The sequence below is a fragment of the Hydrogenophaga taeniospiralis genome, assembly GCF_020510445.1.
In the GTDB taxonomy this organism is placed as follows: domain Bacteria; phylum Pseudomonadota; class Gammaproteobacteria; order Burkholderiales; family Burkholderiaceae_C; genus Hydrogenophaga.
Window position 1 is genome coordinate 874,946 of record NZ_JAHBAG010000001.1, and the last position, 16,347, is coordinate 891,292.

The 16,347-nt window shown below is 68.5% G+C and carries 15 protein-coding genes and 1 pseudogene; 7 read left to right on the forward strand and 9 right to left on the reverse strand.

The genetic code is table 11. The features are described from left to right. Nucleotides 1-137: 137 nt before the first annotated feature. A pseudogene (locus KIH07_RS04230) lies at nucleotides 138-656 on the reverse strand (flavin reductase family protein); the annotation flags it as partial. A 188-nt stretch (nucleotides 657-844) separates the two neighbouring features. On the opposite strand from KIH07_RS04230, the gene KIH07_RS04235 reads away from it, so the two are divergent. From KIH07_RS04235 to KIH07_RS04250, 4 genes are all read left to right on the forward strand, one after another. After that, nucleotides 845-1,984, forward strand: a complete 1,140-nt coding sequence (locus tag KIH07_RS04235; protein ID WP_226490780.1) for a peptidase M29 — start codon at nucleotides 845-847, stop codon at nucleotides 1,982-1,984. Continuing rightward, nucleotides 1,981-2,829, forward strand: a complete 849-nt coding sequence (locus KIH07_RS04240; protein WP_226490781.1) for an alpha/beta fold hydrolase — start codon at nucleotides 1,981-1,983, stop codon at nucleotides 2,827-2,829. The genes KIH07_RS04235 and KIH07_RS04240 overlap by 4 nt, the downstream gene beginning before the upstream one ends. 31 nt (nucleotides 2,830-2,860) lie before the next feature. Continuing rightward, nucleotides 2,861-4,129: an acyl-CoA dehydrogenase family protein gene (locus tag KIH07_RS04245; protein WP_226490782.1), complete on the forward strand. Its 1,269-nt coding sequence runs from the start codon at nucleotides 2,861-2,863 to the stop codon at nucleotides 4,127-4,129. 84 nt (nucleotides 4,130-4,213) lie between these two features. Next, nucleotides 4,214-5,137 carry a M14 family zinc carboxypeptidase gene (locus KIH07_RS04250; RefSeq protein ID WP_226490783.1) on the forward strand — a complete coding sequence of 308 codons (924 nt, stop codon included), beginning with the start codon at nucleotides 4,214-4,216 and terminating at the stop codon, nucleotides 5,135-5,137. Nucleotides 5,138-5,224: 87 nt separating this feature from the next. On the opposite strand, the gene KIH07_RS04255 is transcribed toward KIH07_RS04250, so the two are convergent. Beyond that, nucleotides 5,225-6,574: a D-amino acid dehydrogenase gene (locus KIH07_RS04255; protein WP_226490784.1), complete on the reverse strand. Its 1,350-nt coding sequence runs from the start codon at nucleotides 6,572-6,574 to the stop codon at nucleotides 5,225-5,227. 139 nt (nucleotides 6,575-6,713) lie between these two features. Here KIH07_RS04255 and KIH07_RS04260 point away from each other — a divergent pair, with 139 nt between their 5' ends. After that, nucleotides 6,714-7,634, forward strand: coding sequence for a LysR family transcriptional regulator ArgP (locus KIH07_RS04260; protein ID WP_226490785.1), 921 nt, complete (start codon nucleotides 6,714-6,716; stop codon nucleotides 7,632-7,634). A gap of 113 nt (nucleotides 7,635-7,747) precedes the next feature. Beyond that, entirely contained in the window at nucleotides 7,748-8,386 is a 639-nt protein-coding gene (locus KIH07_RS04265) for a TetR/AcrR family transcriptional regulator (protein WP_226490786.1), read from the forward strand. Nucleotides 8,387-8,611: 225 nt separating this feature from the next. Here KIH07_RS04265 and KIH07_RS04270 read toward each other — a convergent pair whose 3' ends face one another. Genes KIH07_RS04270 through KIH07_RS04280 form a run of 3 tightly spaced genes read right to left on the reverse strand, consistent with a single transcriptional unit; the run spans nucleotide 8,612 to nucleotide 10,944 of the window. Next, complete coding sequence (locus KIH07_RS04270) at nucleotides 8,612-9,034, reverse strand: universal stress protein (RefSeq protein ID WP_226490787.1); 423 nt, start codon at nucleotides 9,032-9,034, stop codon at nucleotides 8,612-8,614. Nucleotides 9,035-9,073: 39 nt separating this feature from the next. Continuing rightward, the gene (locus KIH07_RS04275) at nucleotides 9,074-9,958 is read right to left on the reverse strand and encodes a metallophosphoesterase (RefSeq protein WP_226490788.1); all 885 of its coding nucleotides are present in this window, start codon (nucleotides 9,956-9,958) and stop codon (nucleotides 9,074-9,076) included. Then, entirely contained in the window at nucleotides 9,955-10,944 is a 990-nt protein-coding gene (locus KIH07_RS04280) for a LysR family transcriptional regulator (protein ID WP_226494618.1), read from the reverse strand. Before KIH07_RS04280 ends, KIH07_RS04275 begins: the two co-directional genes overlap by 4 nt. A gap of 105 nt (nucleotides 10,945-11,049) precedes the next feature. Between KIH07_RS04280 and KIH07_RS04285 the strand changes: the two genes are divergently transcribed. After that, complete coding sequence (locus tag KIH07_RS04285; RefSeq protein WP_226490789.1) at nucleotides 11,050-11,631, forward strand: hypothetical protein; 582 nt, start codon at nucleotides 11,050-11,052, stop codon at nucleotides 11,629-11,631. Between the two features lie 217 nt (nucleotides 11,632-11,848). Here the strand turns inward: KIH07_RS04285 and KIH07_RS04290 are convergent, their stop codons facing one another. The 4 genes from KIH07_RS04290 to KIH07_RS04305 all read right to left on the reverse strand — a co-directional run bounded on the left by KIH07_RS04290 (nucleotide 11,849) and on the right by KIH07_RS04305 (nucleotide 16,246). After that, nucleotides 11,849-13,726: a phosphoenolpyruvate carboxykinase (GTP) gene (locus KIH07_RS04290; RefSeq protein WP_226490790.1), complete on the reverse strand. Its 1,878-nt coding sequence runs from the start codon at nucleotides 13,724-13,726 to the stop codon at nucleotides 11,849-11,851. A gap of 385 nt (nucleotides 13,727-14,111) precedes the next feature. Then, nucleotides 14,112-14,255 carry a hypothetical protein gene (locus KIH07_RS04295; RefSeq protein WP_226490791.1) on the reverse strand — a complete coding sequence of 48 codons (144 nt, stop codon included), beginning with the start codon at nucleotides 14,253-14,255 and terminating at the stop codon, nucleotides 14,112-14,114. Nucleotides 14,256-14,352: 97 nt separating this feature from the next. After that, nucleotides 14,353-14,781: a PaaI family thioesterase gene (locus KIH07_RS04300; protein WP_226490792.1), complete on the reverse strand. Its 429-nt coding sequence runs from the start codon at nucleotides 14,779-14,781 to the stop codon at nucleotides 14,353-14,355. Between the two features lie 4 nt (nucleotides 14,782-14,785). Continuing rightward, nucleotides 14,786-16,246 carry a mechanosensitive ion channel gene (locus tag KIH07_RS04305; protein ID WP_226490793.1) on the reverse strand — a complete coding sequence of 487 codons (1,461 nt, stop codon included), beginning with the start codon at nucleotides 16,244-16,246 and terminating at the stop codon, nucleotides 14,786-14,788. Nucleotides 16,247-16,347: the final 101 nt, after the last annotated feature.

The window sequence follows — 16,347 nt, forward strand, 5'->3', positions numbered from 1 at the left end:
ATGTGGGTCAGGCCCTGCGCGGCAATCGCGTTCTCGAAGTCGCGGTACACGGCGTGGCTGGCCTGGCCGAGCAGGTAGCCCAGGTAGCTGCCGACGAAGCGGCCGTCGGTGGGCTGCGGCGCGCTGGGGTCGGCCTGCAGCGGGTGCTCGGTGTAGAAGCGCCCGCCGTGGTAGAGCAGGGGTGAGGCGGAGGCGCGGCGCGTGCAGCGCTCGACCTCGCCGACGAAGATCACGTGATCGCCCTCGGTGTACTGGCTGCGGTTGAAGCACTCGAAGGTGGCGACGCAGCCCGTGAGCAACGGCGCGCCGCTGACGCCTTCGACGAAATCCACGCCCTGCCAGCGGTCCACGTCGCGCGCGGCGAAGCGCTCGGCCAGCGCCTGCTGGTCGGCCGCGAGCACGTTGATGGCGTAGTGCTGGCCGTTGGCAAACACCGCCATCGAGCCGGCCGCGCGCCCCAGGCTCCAGAGCACCAGCGGCGGGTCCAGCGAGACCGAGTTGAACGAGCTGGCGGTCAGCCCCGCGAGTTCACCGGACGCGGTGCGCGCGGTCACGATGGTCACGCCCGTGGCGAACATGCCCAGCGCCGTGCGGAAGTCGCGCGGGGAAAAGTCGGGAGGCCGTGCCTGGTGGCCGGCGGAGCGGGCAGGGGACATACGTGGAATTTATATGAAAATTCATGAATAATGCGCTTCGGACCTGTCTCAACCTTAAGAGCTCAGGGTTGATCAAACCATTTTTCAGCGCACGTGCCTTCGTCAAGGATGCCGTGGAACCGGCTCCGCCGGGCCACAGGCATCGCCCCCCGAGGGGGTGACGCCGAAGGCGGCGCGGGGGAGACCATATGCTTCAGGAGCGGACCGAACCCGCCTGGATCGACGCTTTCGAAACCGTGTTGCGGCGCTGCGCACTGCAAACCGGTGACACGGTGGCCATTCTCGGCGAAACACAAAGCCGCCCGGTGCTGCTGGAATTGGCGCGGCTGGCGGCGGCCCGCATCGGTGCCGATGCCTTCACGCTCACCCTGCCGTCGGTGTTCACCCGCGGCGAGCCGGTGGCGCGCTCCACCGGCGCCACACCCGCCATCCAGCAACTGGGCCCGGTGATCGCGGCGCTGCAGGCCTGCACCCTGGTGGTGGACTGCACCGTCGAAGGCCTGATGCACGCGCCCGAGCTGCCCGCCATCCTGCGGGGCAACGGCAGCACCCAGCCGCGCATCGTCTACGTGAGCAACGAACACCCCGAGGCGCTGGCGCGCCTGCTGCCCGACGACCCGACCGAAGCGCGGGTGAAGGAACACGTCAAACGCCTGCGGGGCGCGAAGGCCATGCGCGTGACCTCATCCGCGGGCACCGATCTCGCCATCTCGCTGCAAGGCGCGGTGGCCGGCGGCAACTGGGGCAGCACCACCCGCCCGGGCACGCTGACCCACTGGCCCGGTGGCCTGGTGCTTGCGTTCCCGGCGGCGGGCAGCGTGAACGGCACGCTGGTGCTCGCCGAGGGCGACGTGAACCTGACCTTCAAGCGCTACATCGAGCGGCCGATCACGCTGACCATTGAAAACGACCACGTGACGCGCATCGAGGGTACGGGGGTCGATGCCGAGCTGCTGCGGTCGTACTTCGCCGCATGGGGCGAGGCGGATGGTTTTGCCGCCGGGCCGCCCCAAGGCGAAACGCGCCCCCTCGGGGGGCAGCGACCCGCGCAGCGGCGGAGCGTGGGGGCCCCCGGTCCTGCGTATGCGGTGAGCCACGTCGGCTACGGCCTGAACGACGCCGCTCGCTGGGACAGCATGGCGCTTTACGACAAACGCGACTTCAACGGCACCGAACTGCGCGCTTTCGCCGGCAACTTCCTCTACAGCACGGGGGCCAACGAAACCGCCGGGCGCTACACGCGAGGCCATTTCGACTGGCCGATGCGGAACTGCAGCGTGGCGCTGGACGGCACCGTGGTGGTCGACGCCGGAAAGGTCGTGGCGTGAACAGCATTCCCCGATTCACCACCCTGGGCGACGGCGCCACCACCGTGCTCATGCTGCACGGCATCGGCGGCGGGCACCTGGCGTTTGCGCCGCAGGTCGAGACCCTGGGCGAGGTCGGCTATCGCGCCGTGGCCTGGGACATGCCGGGCTACGGCCACAGCGCGCCCATCGAGCCCTACACCTTCAAGGGCCTCGCTGAGGCGTGCATCAGGCTGATCGATGCGCTGGTGGGGGAGAAAGACGAATCGGCGCCGGGGCGTGCGGGCTCTGTCGTGCTCGTCGGCCACAGCATGGGCGGCATGGTGGCGCAGGAGGTGATCGCGCGGCGACCCGATCGCATCAGCAAGCTGGTGCTCTGCGGCACCTCGGCGGCCTTTGGCAAACGGAACGACGGCCGCGACGCCGAGGCCTGGGCGCGGCAGTTCATCGGCCAGCGCACCGCGCCGCTGGACGCCGGCCAGTCCATGGCCGACATGGCTTTGAGGCTGGTGCCGCAGATGGTCGGCCCGGGTTCGCTGCCCGAAGGCGTGCGCCTGGCCGAGCAGTGCATGGCCCGCGTGCCGGCCGCCACCTACCGGCGCGCGCTGGAGTGTCTCGTCACCTTCGACCGGCAGGCCGCGCTGGCCCACATCGGCGTGCCCACGCTGCTGATCGGCGGCGAGTTCGACCGCGTGGCCGCACCGTCGGTGATGAAGCGGATGGCACAGCAGATTCCGAACGCGCGCTACGTGGAGATGGCCGGCATCGGCCACCTGATGAACCTCGAAGCCCCCGACGAGTTCGACCGCATCCTGCTGGACTTCCTGCGCGAGCGGCCGCCGAAGTCGCGGCCCGATCTGCACTGAACACGACCCACCCGAAGAGGAGACAAGACCCATGAACAATCCCGTCAACCCCCACACCGGCCTGGACTTCACCCCCGCCGTGGGCGACATGGCCTTCACGCCGCTGCAGCGCGAGCTGCTGGCCAAGGCCCACGCGCTGGGCCGCGACAAGTTCGCCGCGCGCGCCCCGCAGTGGGACACCGAAGCCAGCTTCCCGTTCGCCAACTACGACGACCTGCGCGAGGCGGGTTTCCTCAAGCTCTGCGTGCCCACGTCGCACGGCGGCCTGGGCGCGGACTACACCACCTACATGATGGTGGCGGCCGAGATCGGCCGCTTCTGCGGCGCCACCGCGCTCACCTGGAACATGCACATCTGCTCGACCATGTGGACCGGCGTGCTGGCCGACGGCATTCCCATGACCGACGATCAACGCCGCGAACACGCGGCCCGGCGCGAGCTGCACTTCGGCCGCATCGTCAACCAGGGCGCGCTCTACGCCCAGCCCTTCAGCGAAGGCACGGCCGCCGCAGCCGGCCGCGCGCCCTTCGGCACCACGGCGAAGAAGGTCGAGGGCGGCTGGCTCATCAACGGCAAAAAGATCTGGGCCAGCCTCTCCGGCGCGGCCGACTACTACGGCGTGCTCTGCACCGAAGACAAGGGCGACCACCACCCCGACGCGCGCGACACGCTCTACATCAGCGTGCCGGCCACGTCCGAGGGCTTCAGCATCAGCGGCGACTGGGACCCGCTCGGCATGCGCGGCACGGTCAGCCGCAACCTGGCGTTCAAGGACGTGTTCGTGAGCGACGCCGAACAGCTCATGCCGCGCGGCATCTACTTCAAGGGCGCGCAGACCTGGCCCGCCATGTTCTTCACGCTCTCGCCCACCTACCTGGGCGTGGCCAACGCGGCCTACGACTTCACGGTGATGTACCTGCGCGGCGAGGTGCCGGGCGAGCCGCCGGTCAAGCGCCGCCAGTTCCCCACCAAGCAGATCGCGGTGGCGCAGATGCGCATCCAGCTGGAGAACATGAAGAGCATCTTCGCCCGCGCCATTGCCGAAGCCAAACCCAACCCCAGCAAGGACGAGAAGATGCGCCTGTACGCCGCGCACTACAGCGTGATGGAAGGCGCCAACGACATCGCGCGCCTCGCCATCCGCACCTGCGGCGGCCAGAGCATGCTCAAGCACCTGCCCCTGGAGCGCCTGTACCGCGACAGCCGCTGCGGCGCGCTCATGCTGCCCTGGACGGCCGAACTCATCCTCGACCGCATGGGCCGCGAGACGCTGTACGAAGCCGGCGAAAAGGACGAGTGACAAGAACCCGTGAAAAGGGCGGGTGCGCCCGGGGCCATTGCCCCGCGCCCCCCGGCCGCGCGGGGCGCTCCCTAGAATGCCCGGATGCGATTTCCCCTCCCGCCCCGACCCCTGCGTGGCCTGGCCCTGAGCCTGTTGTGGCTGCCGGCCGTTGCCATGGCCGCGGCCGGTGCCCGCGGCGGCCCCGGGCAGCCACCGGCTGCGAGCACCGGCGGCCACGACCCCTGCACCGAGTTCGTGGCCCGGCTGCCCAACGTCAAGGCGCCGCTGTGCGCGGCCGCCCAGCTCAGGCCCACGGTGGGGCGGTCCTTCCAGGGACGCACCCTGTACGCGCGCGATGTGGTCGCGCCCGAGGCCCGCATCCGCGTGCTGGTGATCGGGGCCATGCACGGCGACGAACTCTCGTCCGCCTCGGTGGCGCTGCACTGGATCCAGCGCGCGCTGGAGACGCCGTCCAACGCCCACTGGCGCTTCATCCCGGCGCTCAACCCCGACGGCCTGATGGTGCGGCCCGCGACCCGCATGAACGCGCGCGGCGTCGACCTGAACCGCAACTTTCCCACGCCGAATTGGGCGCGCGACGCCAAGGTCTATTGGGAAAAACGCACCCGCAAAGACCCGCGCCGCTGGCCCGGGCCCAGCCCCTTGTCGGAGCCCGAGTCGCGCTACCTGCACGACGAGATGGAGCGCTTCCAGCCGGACCTGATCGTCAGCATCCACGCGCCCTACGGCGTGCTCGATTTCGACGGCCCGGGCGTGCCCCCGCCCCAGCTCGGGCGGCTCTACCTGGACCAGGTCGGCATCTTCCCCGGCAGCCTGGGCAACTACGGCGGCGTGCACAAAGGCATGCCGGTCGTCACCATCGAACTGCCCAGCGCGTTGCGCACCCCGCTGGACGCGGAAGTCCGCCAGATGTGGCTGGACCTGCTGCGTTGGATGAGCGAGCGCATCGTGCCCGGAGAGTCGGCCGGCCAGGCGGTGCCGGTGAAGGCGAAGAAGACCGGCTGAGGGGCCGGGCGCTTTCGCACGCAAAAAAGCCCGCGACGCGGGCTTTTCCTTGGGTGAGGGGCAGCCACCGGGCGGAACCGGTTTCCCTCAGGCCTGGCTGGTCAGGGCGGCGGGGGCGCTGGTGGCCTGGACCGGGGCGCTGCGCGGCGCCATGCCATAGAAGCCGAAGTTCATCGCCGGCACTTCGCCGCTGATGAGTTCGGCCAGGGCCTTGCCCGAGCCAGCGCCGTGCGTCCAGCCCAGGGTGCCGTGGCCGGCGTTGACCCAGAGCTTGCCCACCTTGGTGCGGCCGATCAGCGGGATGTTGGTCGGGGTGGCCGGGCGCAGGCCGCACCAGAACTGCGGGTCGCCGCCTTCTTCGGGCGTGCGGGTGTCGGCCACGCCGGGGAACACCTGCTCGATGCGTTTGACCAGCATCTGCGCGCGGGTGCGCGCCAGCGGCGTGTCCAGCGAGAGGTCGAAGCCGCCGAGCTCGATGGTGCCGGCCACGCGCAGCTGGTTGCCCAGGCGCGAGATGGCGATCTTGAGCTGGTCGTCCAGCAGGCTGACCTGCGACGCCGCTTCCGGCTTGAGCAGTTTGAGCGTGGCGCTGTAGCCCTTGCCGGGGTAGATCGGCACGCGCACACCCACCTGTTGCAGCAGCGCGGTGGAGTAGGAGCCGGCGGCGACCACGAAGGCGTCGGCCTTGAGCTCCCGCGTCTGGCCGGTGGCGCGGTCGCGCACGCTCACCGCGTCCACCTCGTTGCCCCGTGACTGGATGCGCAGGATGTCGTGGCCCATCAGGGACTGCATGCCCTTGTCGCGGCACAGCTGGGCGAGCTTCTGGGTGAAGAGCAGGCAGTCGCCGGACTCGTCGCTCTCGGTGTAGGTGCCGCCGACGATGCGGTCGGCAAAACCGCGCAGCGCGGGTTCGATCTTCAGCAGCTCGTCCTTGCTGACCACCTTGCGGTTCACGCCGTGGCGGCGCATCAGCTCGGCGGCGCTGCCCGCCTCGTCAAACGACTTCTGGCTGGTGTAGTAGTGGGCGATGCCCTTGGTCAGGCGGTTGTACTGCAGGCCGGTGGTGGCCACCACGTCTTTCAGCGCCGCGTGGCTGTAGCTGCCCAGCGCCACCAGCTGCGCCACGTTGCGTTCGAAGGCGGCGTCGTTGCACTGGCCCAGGAATTGCATGCCCCAGAGCCACTGCGCCGGGTCCAGCTGCGGGCGAAATTTGAGCGGGCCTTCGGGGTCGAACAGCCACTTCAGCGCCTTCAGGGGCGCTTCGCGGTTGGCCCAGGGCTCGCAATAGCTCACCGAAATCTGTGCCGCGTTGCCAAAGCTGGTTTCCAGCGCGGCATCGGCCTGGCGATCCACCAGTGTGACCGCGTGGCCCCGCTGCAGCAGATGCCACGCGGTGCTCACACCAATGATGCCTGCACCCAAGACGACGACTTGCATGATCCGCTCCAGAAAAATAATGGGACAACTGGACGCGAGTATGGGAAAAACCCCGACGCAAGTGAAGCGAAATTAACCTAAAATTTTTGTCATCAGATCTGCTAATGAAGACCGATCGCCTCCACACCCCTTTCACCGCATGAGCACTTTTGATCCCGACGCCCTGGAATGCCTGGCCGCCATCATTGAAGAAGGGGGGTTCGAGCGCGCCGCGCAGCGCTTGTCCATCACCCAGTCGGCGGTCTCGCAGCGGCTGCGCGCGCTCGAAGCGCAGGTGGGCACGGTGCTGATCGTGCGCAGCCGGCCCCTGAAGCCCACCTCGGCCGGGCAGCTCATGCTCAAGCACGCCAAGATGATGCGGCTGCTGCGCGCCGACCTGGAAAAAGACCTCAAGGAGCTCGCACCGAGCTCCACCGGCAACGGGCGCGAGGAAGAGCGCATCTCGGTCGCCATCAACGCCGACAGCATCGCCACCTGGGCGCTGCCCGCGCTGGACGCCCTGGCCCAGGGTGGCCTGCCGATCGAGATCATCACCGACGACCAGGAGTTCACCCACGAGTGGTTGCGCGAAGGCCAGGTGCTGGGCTGCGTCACCTCGCTGGGCCAGGCGCTGCGCGGCTGCAAGATGGAGCCGCTGGGCGCGATGGACTATGTGGTGGTGGCGCGGGCCGACTACGCCGCGAGCCACTGCCCCAAGGGGCTGAACGCCCACAACTTCCACAAGGTGCCGTTCGTCGCCTTCAACCGCAAGGACCACCTGCAGCACGAGTTCGTGACCCAGTCCTTCGGACTGCCGCGCGTCATGCTCAAGCAGCTCTTCGTGCCGTCCAGCGAAGGCCAGGTGCGCGCGGTGCAGGCGGGCTGGGGCGTGAGCGTGTTGCCCGAGCTGCGGGTGCGCGAGCTCATCGCCAGCGGTGAGCTGGTCAACCTGGCCCCGCGCCACCGGCTGGGGGTGGGGCTGTACTGGCACTGCTGGAACCTGAGTTCGGACGTGCTGGACGCCCTGAGCAGCGCCCTGCGGCAGGCGGCGGCCCACAGCCTGCGGGTCGGCAAGGCCTGATTCATCGGGTATCGAAATAGACCCGGTCGGCTGCAAAGGTACTTCCTGGTCGGATAATCGACCTCACCGTCGAGTCGGGGGCTCTGAATCCCCGCTCCATCCAGAGGACCCCCATGGCCAGCGCCGCCCCCACACCCCGCCCCGGCACCCCGCCCAAACGCAGTTTCCGCGAGCAGATGCACATCGCGCGCGAAGACGCCATCGTTGCGGCCGTGAACCGGCTGCTGGCCGAAAAGGGGTTCGACGCCATGACGGTGGACGAGGTGGCGGTCGAGGTCGGCATCGCCAAGGCCAGCCTCTACAAGCATTTCCCGAGCAAGGAAGACCTGGCCGCCGCGGCCATGGCGCGCGTGATGGAGCGGGCCCGTGCGTTTCTGGAAGGGCTCGATGCCTCGCGTGCGCCGCTGGCGCTGCTGCGCGACGCGGCGCGCTGGACCATGGAGGTGCAGCTCGCCGGCGAAATGCCGTCCCTGCCGAGCGAAAACTCCAGCCTGCGCGCGACCCTGACCACCCACAAGGGCTACGTGGACGGGCTGATGGAGGTGAGCGAACGGCTGGGCGCCTGGATCAGCGCGGCCCAGGCCGATGGCAGCCTCAACCCGGCGCTGCCACCGATCGCGGTGCTCTACACCCTGTACGCCCGCGCCTGCGACCCGGTGCTCGGCTTCCTCAAAGGGTCCGGGCTGTACAGCCACGAGCAGATCATCGAGATGGTGCTGAGCACCTGTTTCGACGGACTGCGGAAGAGGTGACCCCGATTCGACTCCCCCCGCGCCGCCTGCGGCGTCACCCCCCAGGGGGCGATGCGAGTGGCCCGGCAAAGCCGGTTCCACCGCATCCTGGGTCAGGGCACGCGCTCCGGAGAGACCCTGTGTGCGCCGAGGGGGAGCTCATCCCAGGGCACCGCGGAACCGGCTTTGCCGGGCCGCCAGTGCCGCCCCCTGGGGGGTGACGCCGCAGGCGGCGCGGGGGGAGCTCTACCTCACCAGCAGAACCGGCACCAAGCAATGGGCCAGCACCTGGGTGGTGACCGATCCCATGACGAGGTTGCCCAGGGCGCTGTGGCCGTGTGACCCCATCACCACCATGTCGAACTTGCCGGCGGTGGCGGTCTTGGCGATCAGCTCGCCCGCCGAGCCCACCTTGTGCACCACCTTGGGTTCGATGCCGTGCCGCTGCAGGAACTTGACCACCGGGGCCGTGACCTTGGTGGCTTCGTCGGCGTAGTAGCTGTTGGCGATTTCGGCCCCCACGGCGGCGCGCGCGCGCGGTGGCAGCGCCGCTTGCACGGTCAGGATGGTGAACTCGTTTTTGGCGCTGAACACCTCGTCGTGCGTGGTCAGGTAGGCCAGCATTTTTTTGGTGTAGAGGCTGCCATCCACCGCGAGCAGGACTTTCATCGGGGTCTCCTTGTCAGTTGAACTGGGTCGAGTGTAGGGTCATGGGGCCGGGCCGGCGTAGGTACTTTCCGACGGAGCCGACTCGGACGACGCGGCCCCAGGCACCCGGATCAGGCCCGTGGGCTGGAAACCGTCCTGCTCGTTCTTGTGCGCATAGCCCAGCGGGTTGGCCACAATGCGGCAGCGGCCCACCTGTTGGTCCATCGCGTGGTGCAGGTGGCCGTGCAGCCAGACGTCGGCCAGCGGCAGGAGCTCGTCGAGCGCGTTGCAGAAACCCGCCGTGCCCGGGCTCAGGCCGTAGCGCGGGTCCACGCTGTGCAGCGTGGGCGCAAAGTGCGTCACCGCCACGGTGGGGCCGTCAAACGGCTGGGCCAGGGCCTCGCGCAGCCAGCGCTGGCATTCCAGCCCGAGTTCGCGCATGGCCTGGGCGTCAAACAGCCGGCCATGGCGCTGGCCGGCCATCTTGCTGAGGTAGAAGTTGGCGGCGCGGAACGCCTTGTCGCGCTGTTCCAGATCCCCGTTGCCGGGGGGTGTCACCGTCTTGCCCAGCGCGTCGTAGTCGCTCCAGAGTGTGGTGCCGACAAAACGGATGCCGTCCAGCACCAGGGTCTCGCGCTCCAGCCAGACCATGCCCAGCCGCTCGCAGCTGCGGCGCAGTTCGCGGTGCGCGTCGTCCACGTCGAGCGCGTCGTATTCGTGGTTACCGGGCAGGAACAGCACCGGCACCGGCCAGCCCGCGTACTGGGGCAGCGGGGAAAAGCGCTGCAGCCCCCAGTCGGGTTCGGCCATCACGCTGCCGTCGCGCCGGGTCTGGTACGAACCGACGTCGCCCGCGAGCACCAGCAGGTCGGCGCCGGGCGCCGGGGTGGCGATGAAGTCCGGGTTGGCTTCGAGGTGCAGGTCGCTCAGCAGCTGGATGTTCATGGGCCCATTGTCGGATAGGTGGGCGGATGATCGGCACGGAACCCCAGGATCGACGCCCGCTCCACGGTCTGCCGCAGCCAGCGGTGGGCGCTGCTGTGCGAGGCCTGGCGGTGCCAGAGCGCGTCCACGTGCACCGCCGGCACCGGCAGTGGCAGCTCGCGCAGCGCCAGTTCGTGCTCCATGCCGGTGGCGCCCACGAAATGGCGCGGCAGCACGGTGAGCAGGTCGGTGGTGGCCACGACCCGGCCCGCGGTGAAGAACTGGTTGACCGTGAGCACCACGCGCCGCTGGCGCGACAGCCCGGCCAGGGCCTCGTCCACGAAGCCGAACGGCCGGCCTGAGAAGCTCACCAGCAGGTGGCGCGCCTGGCAGTAGTCGTCCAGGCTCAGCGGCCCCTGGGACAGGGGGTGGTCGCGGCGCATCACCACCACGTACTCGCCGTCGTACAGGCGCTGGTGCAGAAAGCGCGGGCTGTTCTCCTGCAGGTGCAGCGCCCCGAGTTCGGCCAGCACCCCGGGGAAATGGCCGATGGCGAGGTCGGCCGAGCCGGACTCCAGCAGGTCGCGTGGGTCGCGCGTGGTCAGGGGCAGTATGCGCAGGTTCACCCCCGGGGCCTCGTTTTCCAGGATGTCGACCAGCCCCGGCACGAGCTTGGCGGCGGTGGCGTCGGCCATGGCCAGCACGAAGGCGTTGTGCGCGGTGGCCGGGTCGAAGGTGCCCGGGGCGAGCACCTCGCGCAGCTGTTGCAGGGCGTCGCGCACCGTGGGCCACAGGGCCGTGGCCAGCGGTGTGGGCTCCACGCCGTAGCCCGAGCGCCGCACCAGTTCGTCGCCCAGCGTCTCGCGCAGCCGCTTGAGCGCGTTGCTCACCGCCGGCTGCGTCATGGCCAGGTTGTGGGCGGCCCGGGTGAGGTTGCGCTCGGTCATCACCTCGTCGAAGACGCGCAGCAGGTTCAGGTCCAGGGTGCGGAAGTTTCGCTCATTCATCATGAATGTGAATGTAATACATCACAAAAATAAATTGGCGTGACATGAGGGTTTACCCTAAATTCTCCCTGTCCACAAGACACTTTCCTTTTCAAGGAGTCTTCCATGAGCAGCATTGCAACCTCTTCTTCTGTTTCCCTGGGTCGGCCCTCATCCGGTGCCGGCACCAACACGGGCACCTACCAGGCCCGCCGCCATTTCGACGGTTCACGCGGTCTGGCCGCCCTCTTGCTCGCCGCCGCCGTGGCGGCGATGGTGGTGCTCGCCGACCGCCTGATCAGCACCTGGGCCGACGGCCACCTGTTGCTGGCCTGGGTGTTCCTGTGGGTGGTGGTCTTTGCCGGGCTGGCCCTGTTCGCCGGTGCCGCACGCAACCTGGCGCGCAGCGCCCTGCGTTCGCTCGACGGCTGGTCCCAGGCGCTGGCCGAAGCCCGCGCCGAGGCCCGCATGTGGGAAATCGCCCGCCAGGACCCGCGCGTGATGAACGATCTGCTGTGTGCCCGCATGCGCGCCGAAGAACCCAGCACCGAGGTGGTGGCCGAACCCGCCGGTTTCAGCGAAGCCCTGGCGCCGCTGGGCATGGAGGCCGAGGCCGCACCCGCTGCCCCGCAAGGCGGGGCCTGGGACCGCTTCGTGAGCCGCCAGGTCGAACAGCGCAGCCGCAGCGCCTATCTGTACTACGTCTGACGCTCCAGCCGGCGAGCCGCCGGCCCGGGCACCGACCCGCAACAAAAAAGCCACCGGAACCCGGTGGCTTTTTTTTTGCCCGTGGCACGTGTGTCCGTGCGTCCGCATGAAACGGTCCAGCCCGGGCCGCCGCCGGGCCACCCTTCGACAAGCTCAGGACGGCTGGCCGGTGTCGCCCCCGTGCCGGTAGCGCGAAGCGCTGCGGGCGGGGGCGTGATCAGGCGAGCGAAGCCAGGCGCTTCTGCAGCTCCGCCTTGGTGTCCACCAGCGCCTGGGGCAGGTGGTAGGCCAGTTGCTCGAAGTGCGCGTCGTGCAGTTTGAGCTCTTCCACCCAGGCGGCTTTGTCGATGCTGGTCACGGTCTTGAATTGTTCAGCGCTGAAGTCCAGGCCGGTCCAGTTCAGTTCGGCGTAGTTCGGGGCAATGCCGAACATGGTGTCCGTGCCCTGGGCCTGGCCTTCGAGGCGGTCGATCATCCACTTGAGCACGCGCATGTTGTCGCCGTAACCCGGCCAGACGAACTTGCCTTCGGCGTTCTTGCGGAACCAGTTCACGCAGAAGATCTTGGGCAGGGTGTGGCCCGATTCCTCCAGCTTGTGCTCCATGTCGAGCCAGTGCTGGAAGTAGTCGCTCATGTTGTAGCCGCAGAAGGGCAGCATGGCGAACGGGTCGCGGCGCACCACGCCCTGGGCGCCGAAGGCGGCGGCTGTGGTTTCGCTGCCCATGGTGGCGGCCATGTACACGCCTTCCATCCAGTTGCGGGCCTCGGTCACCAGCGGCACGGTGGTGGAGCGGCGCCCGCCGAAGATGAACGCGTCGATGGCCACGCCGTTGGCATCGTCCCACTGCGGGTCCAGGGCCGGGTTGTTGGTGGCGGCCACGGTGAAGCGCGAGTTGGGGTGCGCGGCCTTGGCGCCGGTTGCCTTGGCGATGGCCGGCGTCCAGTCCTTGCCCTGCCAGTCGATCAGGTGGTCGGGCAACGTGCCGGTGTCTTTTTCCATGCCTTCCCACCACACGTCGCCGTCGTCGGTCAGCGCCACGTTGGTGAAGATCACGTCCTTGTCCAGCGAGCGCATGCAGTTCGGGTTGGTGTGCATGTTGGTGCCGGGGGCGACGCCGAAATAACCCGCTTCGGGGTTGATGGCGTACATCTTGCCGTCGGCGTGGGGCTTGATCCAGGCGATGTCGTCGCCGATGGTGGTGACCTTCCAGCCGGCGAAACCGGCCTCGGGCGGCACCAGCATGGAGAAGTTGGTCTTGCCGCAGGCGCTGGGGAAGGCAGCGGCCACGTGGTATTTCTTGCCCTGGGGATTGGTCACACCCAGGATGAGCATGTGTTCGGCCAGCCAGCCCTGGTCGCGGCCCATGTTGGAGGCGATGCGCAGCGCCAGGCACTTCTTGCCCAGCAAGGCGTTGCCGCCGTAGCCCGAGCCATACGACCAGATTTCGCGGGTTTCGGGGTAGTGGACGATGTATTTGACGGTGGGGTTGCAAGGCCAGCTGGTGGTGTCCTTTTGGCCTTCGGCCAGCGGCGCGCCCACGGTGTGCATGCACGGCACGAACTCGCCGTCGGTGCCGAGCACGTCGTACACGGCGCGGCCCATGCGGGTCATGAGCTTCTGGTTCACCGCCACGTAGGCGCTGTCGGTCAGTTCCACGCCGATGTGGGCGATGTGCGAGCCCAGCGGGCCCATGCTGAACGGCACCACGTACATGGTGCGGCCCTTCATGCAGCCGTCAAACAGCGGCTGCAGCGTCTGGCGCATCTCGGCCGGGGCCATCCAGTTGTTGGTCGGGCCGGCGTCTTCCTTCTTCTCGGCGCAGATGTAGGTGCGGTCTTCCACGCGGGCCACGTCCGAGGGGTCGGAGCAGGCCAGGAAGCTGTTGGGGCGCTTGGCCGGGTTGAGTTTCTTGAAGGTACCGGCGTCCACCAGTTGCTGGCACAGGCGGTTGTATTCGGCGTCGCTGCCGTCGCACCAGTGGATGGTGTCGGGCTTGCACAGGGCGGCCATGTCGGCGACCCAGGCGACCAGGCGGGCGTTCTTGACGTAGGCGGGTTGGTTGAGGTTGAGGCCCTGCATCGCGGGAGAGTTCATGGGAATGGCTCCAGAAGTTTGTCAATCGGCAGGCACAAGAGACGGCAACAGCCGCGGGCCACAGCAAAGTAGGCGGGCGGCTGTAGAGAAGGTCTCTCGTGCGAGAAGGGCGGTCGGCGCTCGGGGCTGCGTGCGGATTGCGGGTGCAGCGCGAAGGGCAAAAAGGGGGTCTGTGGACCCGGTGTTTGTTCCGCGTGTCGGCCTGTGCCCCAATTTTATGAAAGCACCCGGTCAGTTACCGGCAAGTTACATGCAAAACCCGCATAACCTGATGCATGGATTGACGTGCCGTTGCGGCACATCCGGGGCCTTTTTCCTGGCCGCGCGGTCAAGAAAAAGGCCGAAGGCCCCGGGGGGCGTTCGGCCTGATGGGCTGGCCAGGGGCTCAGGCCATGAAGACGGCAATGAAAGCCAGCAGGAAAATCAACACGGCGCCGGCCACGGGCAGCACGAGCGGCATCATGGGAACGATGGACTCGACCACATCCTGCGGCTGGTCGGTGGGGCTGGCGTGATCGGGGTGCGACATGGAATCTCCGGAAGGTTTGATCTAGATCAACGCCGATTTTATAGGCAGATGCCGGCGAGCGGCGGCGTTCGGGGCGTTTTCAGGGGGGATCCGGGGACTACAGCAGGGCATAGGTCGTGCTGACGCGGCACACGCTGCGGCCGTCGCTGGCGCCGCTGATGTCGATTTCGCCGAACACCAGGCTCTTGCCCGCGCGGACCACGCGCGCCGTGATCCGCGCGTCCTGCCCCGACAGGGGCTTGAGAAAGCTGGTGTTCTGCTGCACCGTGGTCATGGGGCGCTGGTCCCCCAGCTGGGTGACGATGGCCAGCACCATGGCGGTGTCGGCGGCCGACATCATGGCCTGCCCGCACAACATGCCGCCCACGCGGCTGAGCTGCTCGTTCTGCGGCAGGCGAAGCGTCACCTCCCCGTCGCCGAACGACTCCACCCGCAGGCCCAGCGCCTGGACCCAGGGCGCGAACCAGTCGGACAGGCGGTGCTGCAGGGCCTCGGTGGTGAGAGCGGGGGCGTGGGGTTCGGTCATGCCCTCATTCTCCCCGCCGGAATCGGGCCAGCCAGTGCTCCATCAGCTTGCCGGCGGCCTCGCGCCCGCCCAGGCCGAAGGAGAGCGCCACCGCCACCGCCACCGCGCCGAGCGTGAGGCCGAAGGCCAGGTTCACGATGTCGTCGGCGATGCCCATGGCGCGCAGCCCCATGGCGATCACCAGCGCCAGGATGGCGAAGCGGCCGACGCGGGCCAGACCCTGGGTGCCGGGGCCGCTGGCGCGGTCGATCGCGTCGTGGGCCAGATTGGCCAGCCAGAAGCCGATGACCAGCACGGCCGAGCCCAGCAGCACGTCGCCACCGAAACGGATGAAGGTGGACACGATGTCGCTGACCTGCGCGAAGCCGAGCTGCGCGGCCGCCTCGACGGCGGCGAACAGCATGGCGAAAAACAGCGCGACACGGCCCACGGCGGTGGAGGCGCTGGTGTTCACGAAGGCGTGCGCCAGGCCAACGCGGGCGGGCAGGGTGTCAAAACCCAGCGTGGCCAGCAGGCTGGCGAGCAGCTTGCTGGCGAAGGACGCCACCAGCCAGGTGACGACCAGGATCAGGCCGGCCGCGATGATGTGCGGCACCGCGTCCATGATCAGCCCCAGCATATTGGTGGCGGGCCGGGAGATGGCCTCGATCTTGAGGGCGTCCAGCGCCGCGATCAGCGAGGGCAGGAACACCGCCACGAACACCAGCAGACCGATCACGCTGGAGAGCCGCACGGTGTCGGCCAGCCCGGCCCGGCCGCCCAGCTTGTCCACCCCGGCGGTGCGCGAGAGGTTGGTGGTGAGGTTGCGCAGCACCGTGGCCAGGATCCAGCCCACGCCACCAATGACAAAGGCGGCCACCGCGTTGGGCAGCATGTCCAGCGTCTTGGTCACCATGGCGCGCAGCGGGTCGAGCAGGCCCTCCATCTGCAGCGCGCCCAGGATGGCGGGCACGAACAGCAGGATCACCAGCCAGAACAGCGCTCCCGCCAGGCTCTCGCTCATGGGTGACATGTCGGCGTGTTCGGACAGCGCTTCGTCCAGCGAGGTCTTGTCGAGCAGCTTTTGCGTCACGGCGCGCACCACGCTCGCCGCCAGCCAGCCCACCAGGGCCAGCACCAGACCGCCGAGCATGCGCGGCGCGTATTCGAAGAGCTGGGTGGTGAAGGCCGAGAACGGGCCGGAGACGATCGCGAGGTTCAGCGAATTGAACACCGCCACCAGCGTGAGCAGGATCACGATCCAGAACAGACCCAGCGCGACCGCGCCTTCGATGTCCACGCCGGTGCCGGTGAGCTTGCCGAAGCGGTGGTTCACACCGACGAAGCCCAGGCTCTTGCGCACCGCCGCGCGCACCACCACCGCGATCAGCCAGCCCAGAATGAAGATGGCCAGCGCGCCCAGCAGCTGCGGGATGTGGGTCCCGAGCGTGCTCTGCAGCGAATCCCACAAGGCATTCATGTTCATGAAACTCCTCCGTTGGTTGACCCCGGTCGGGGCGCCCATGATGCAAGTGAGCAAGGCCCAGCGTCAACCTCTGGAGGGCGGCCCCACATCTCGTTACACGG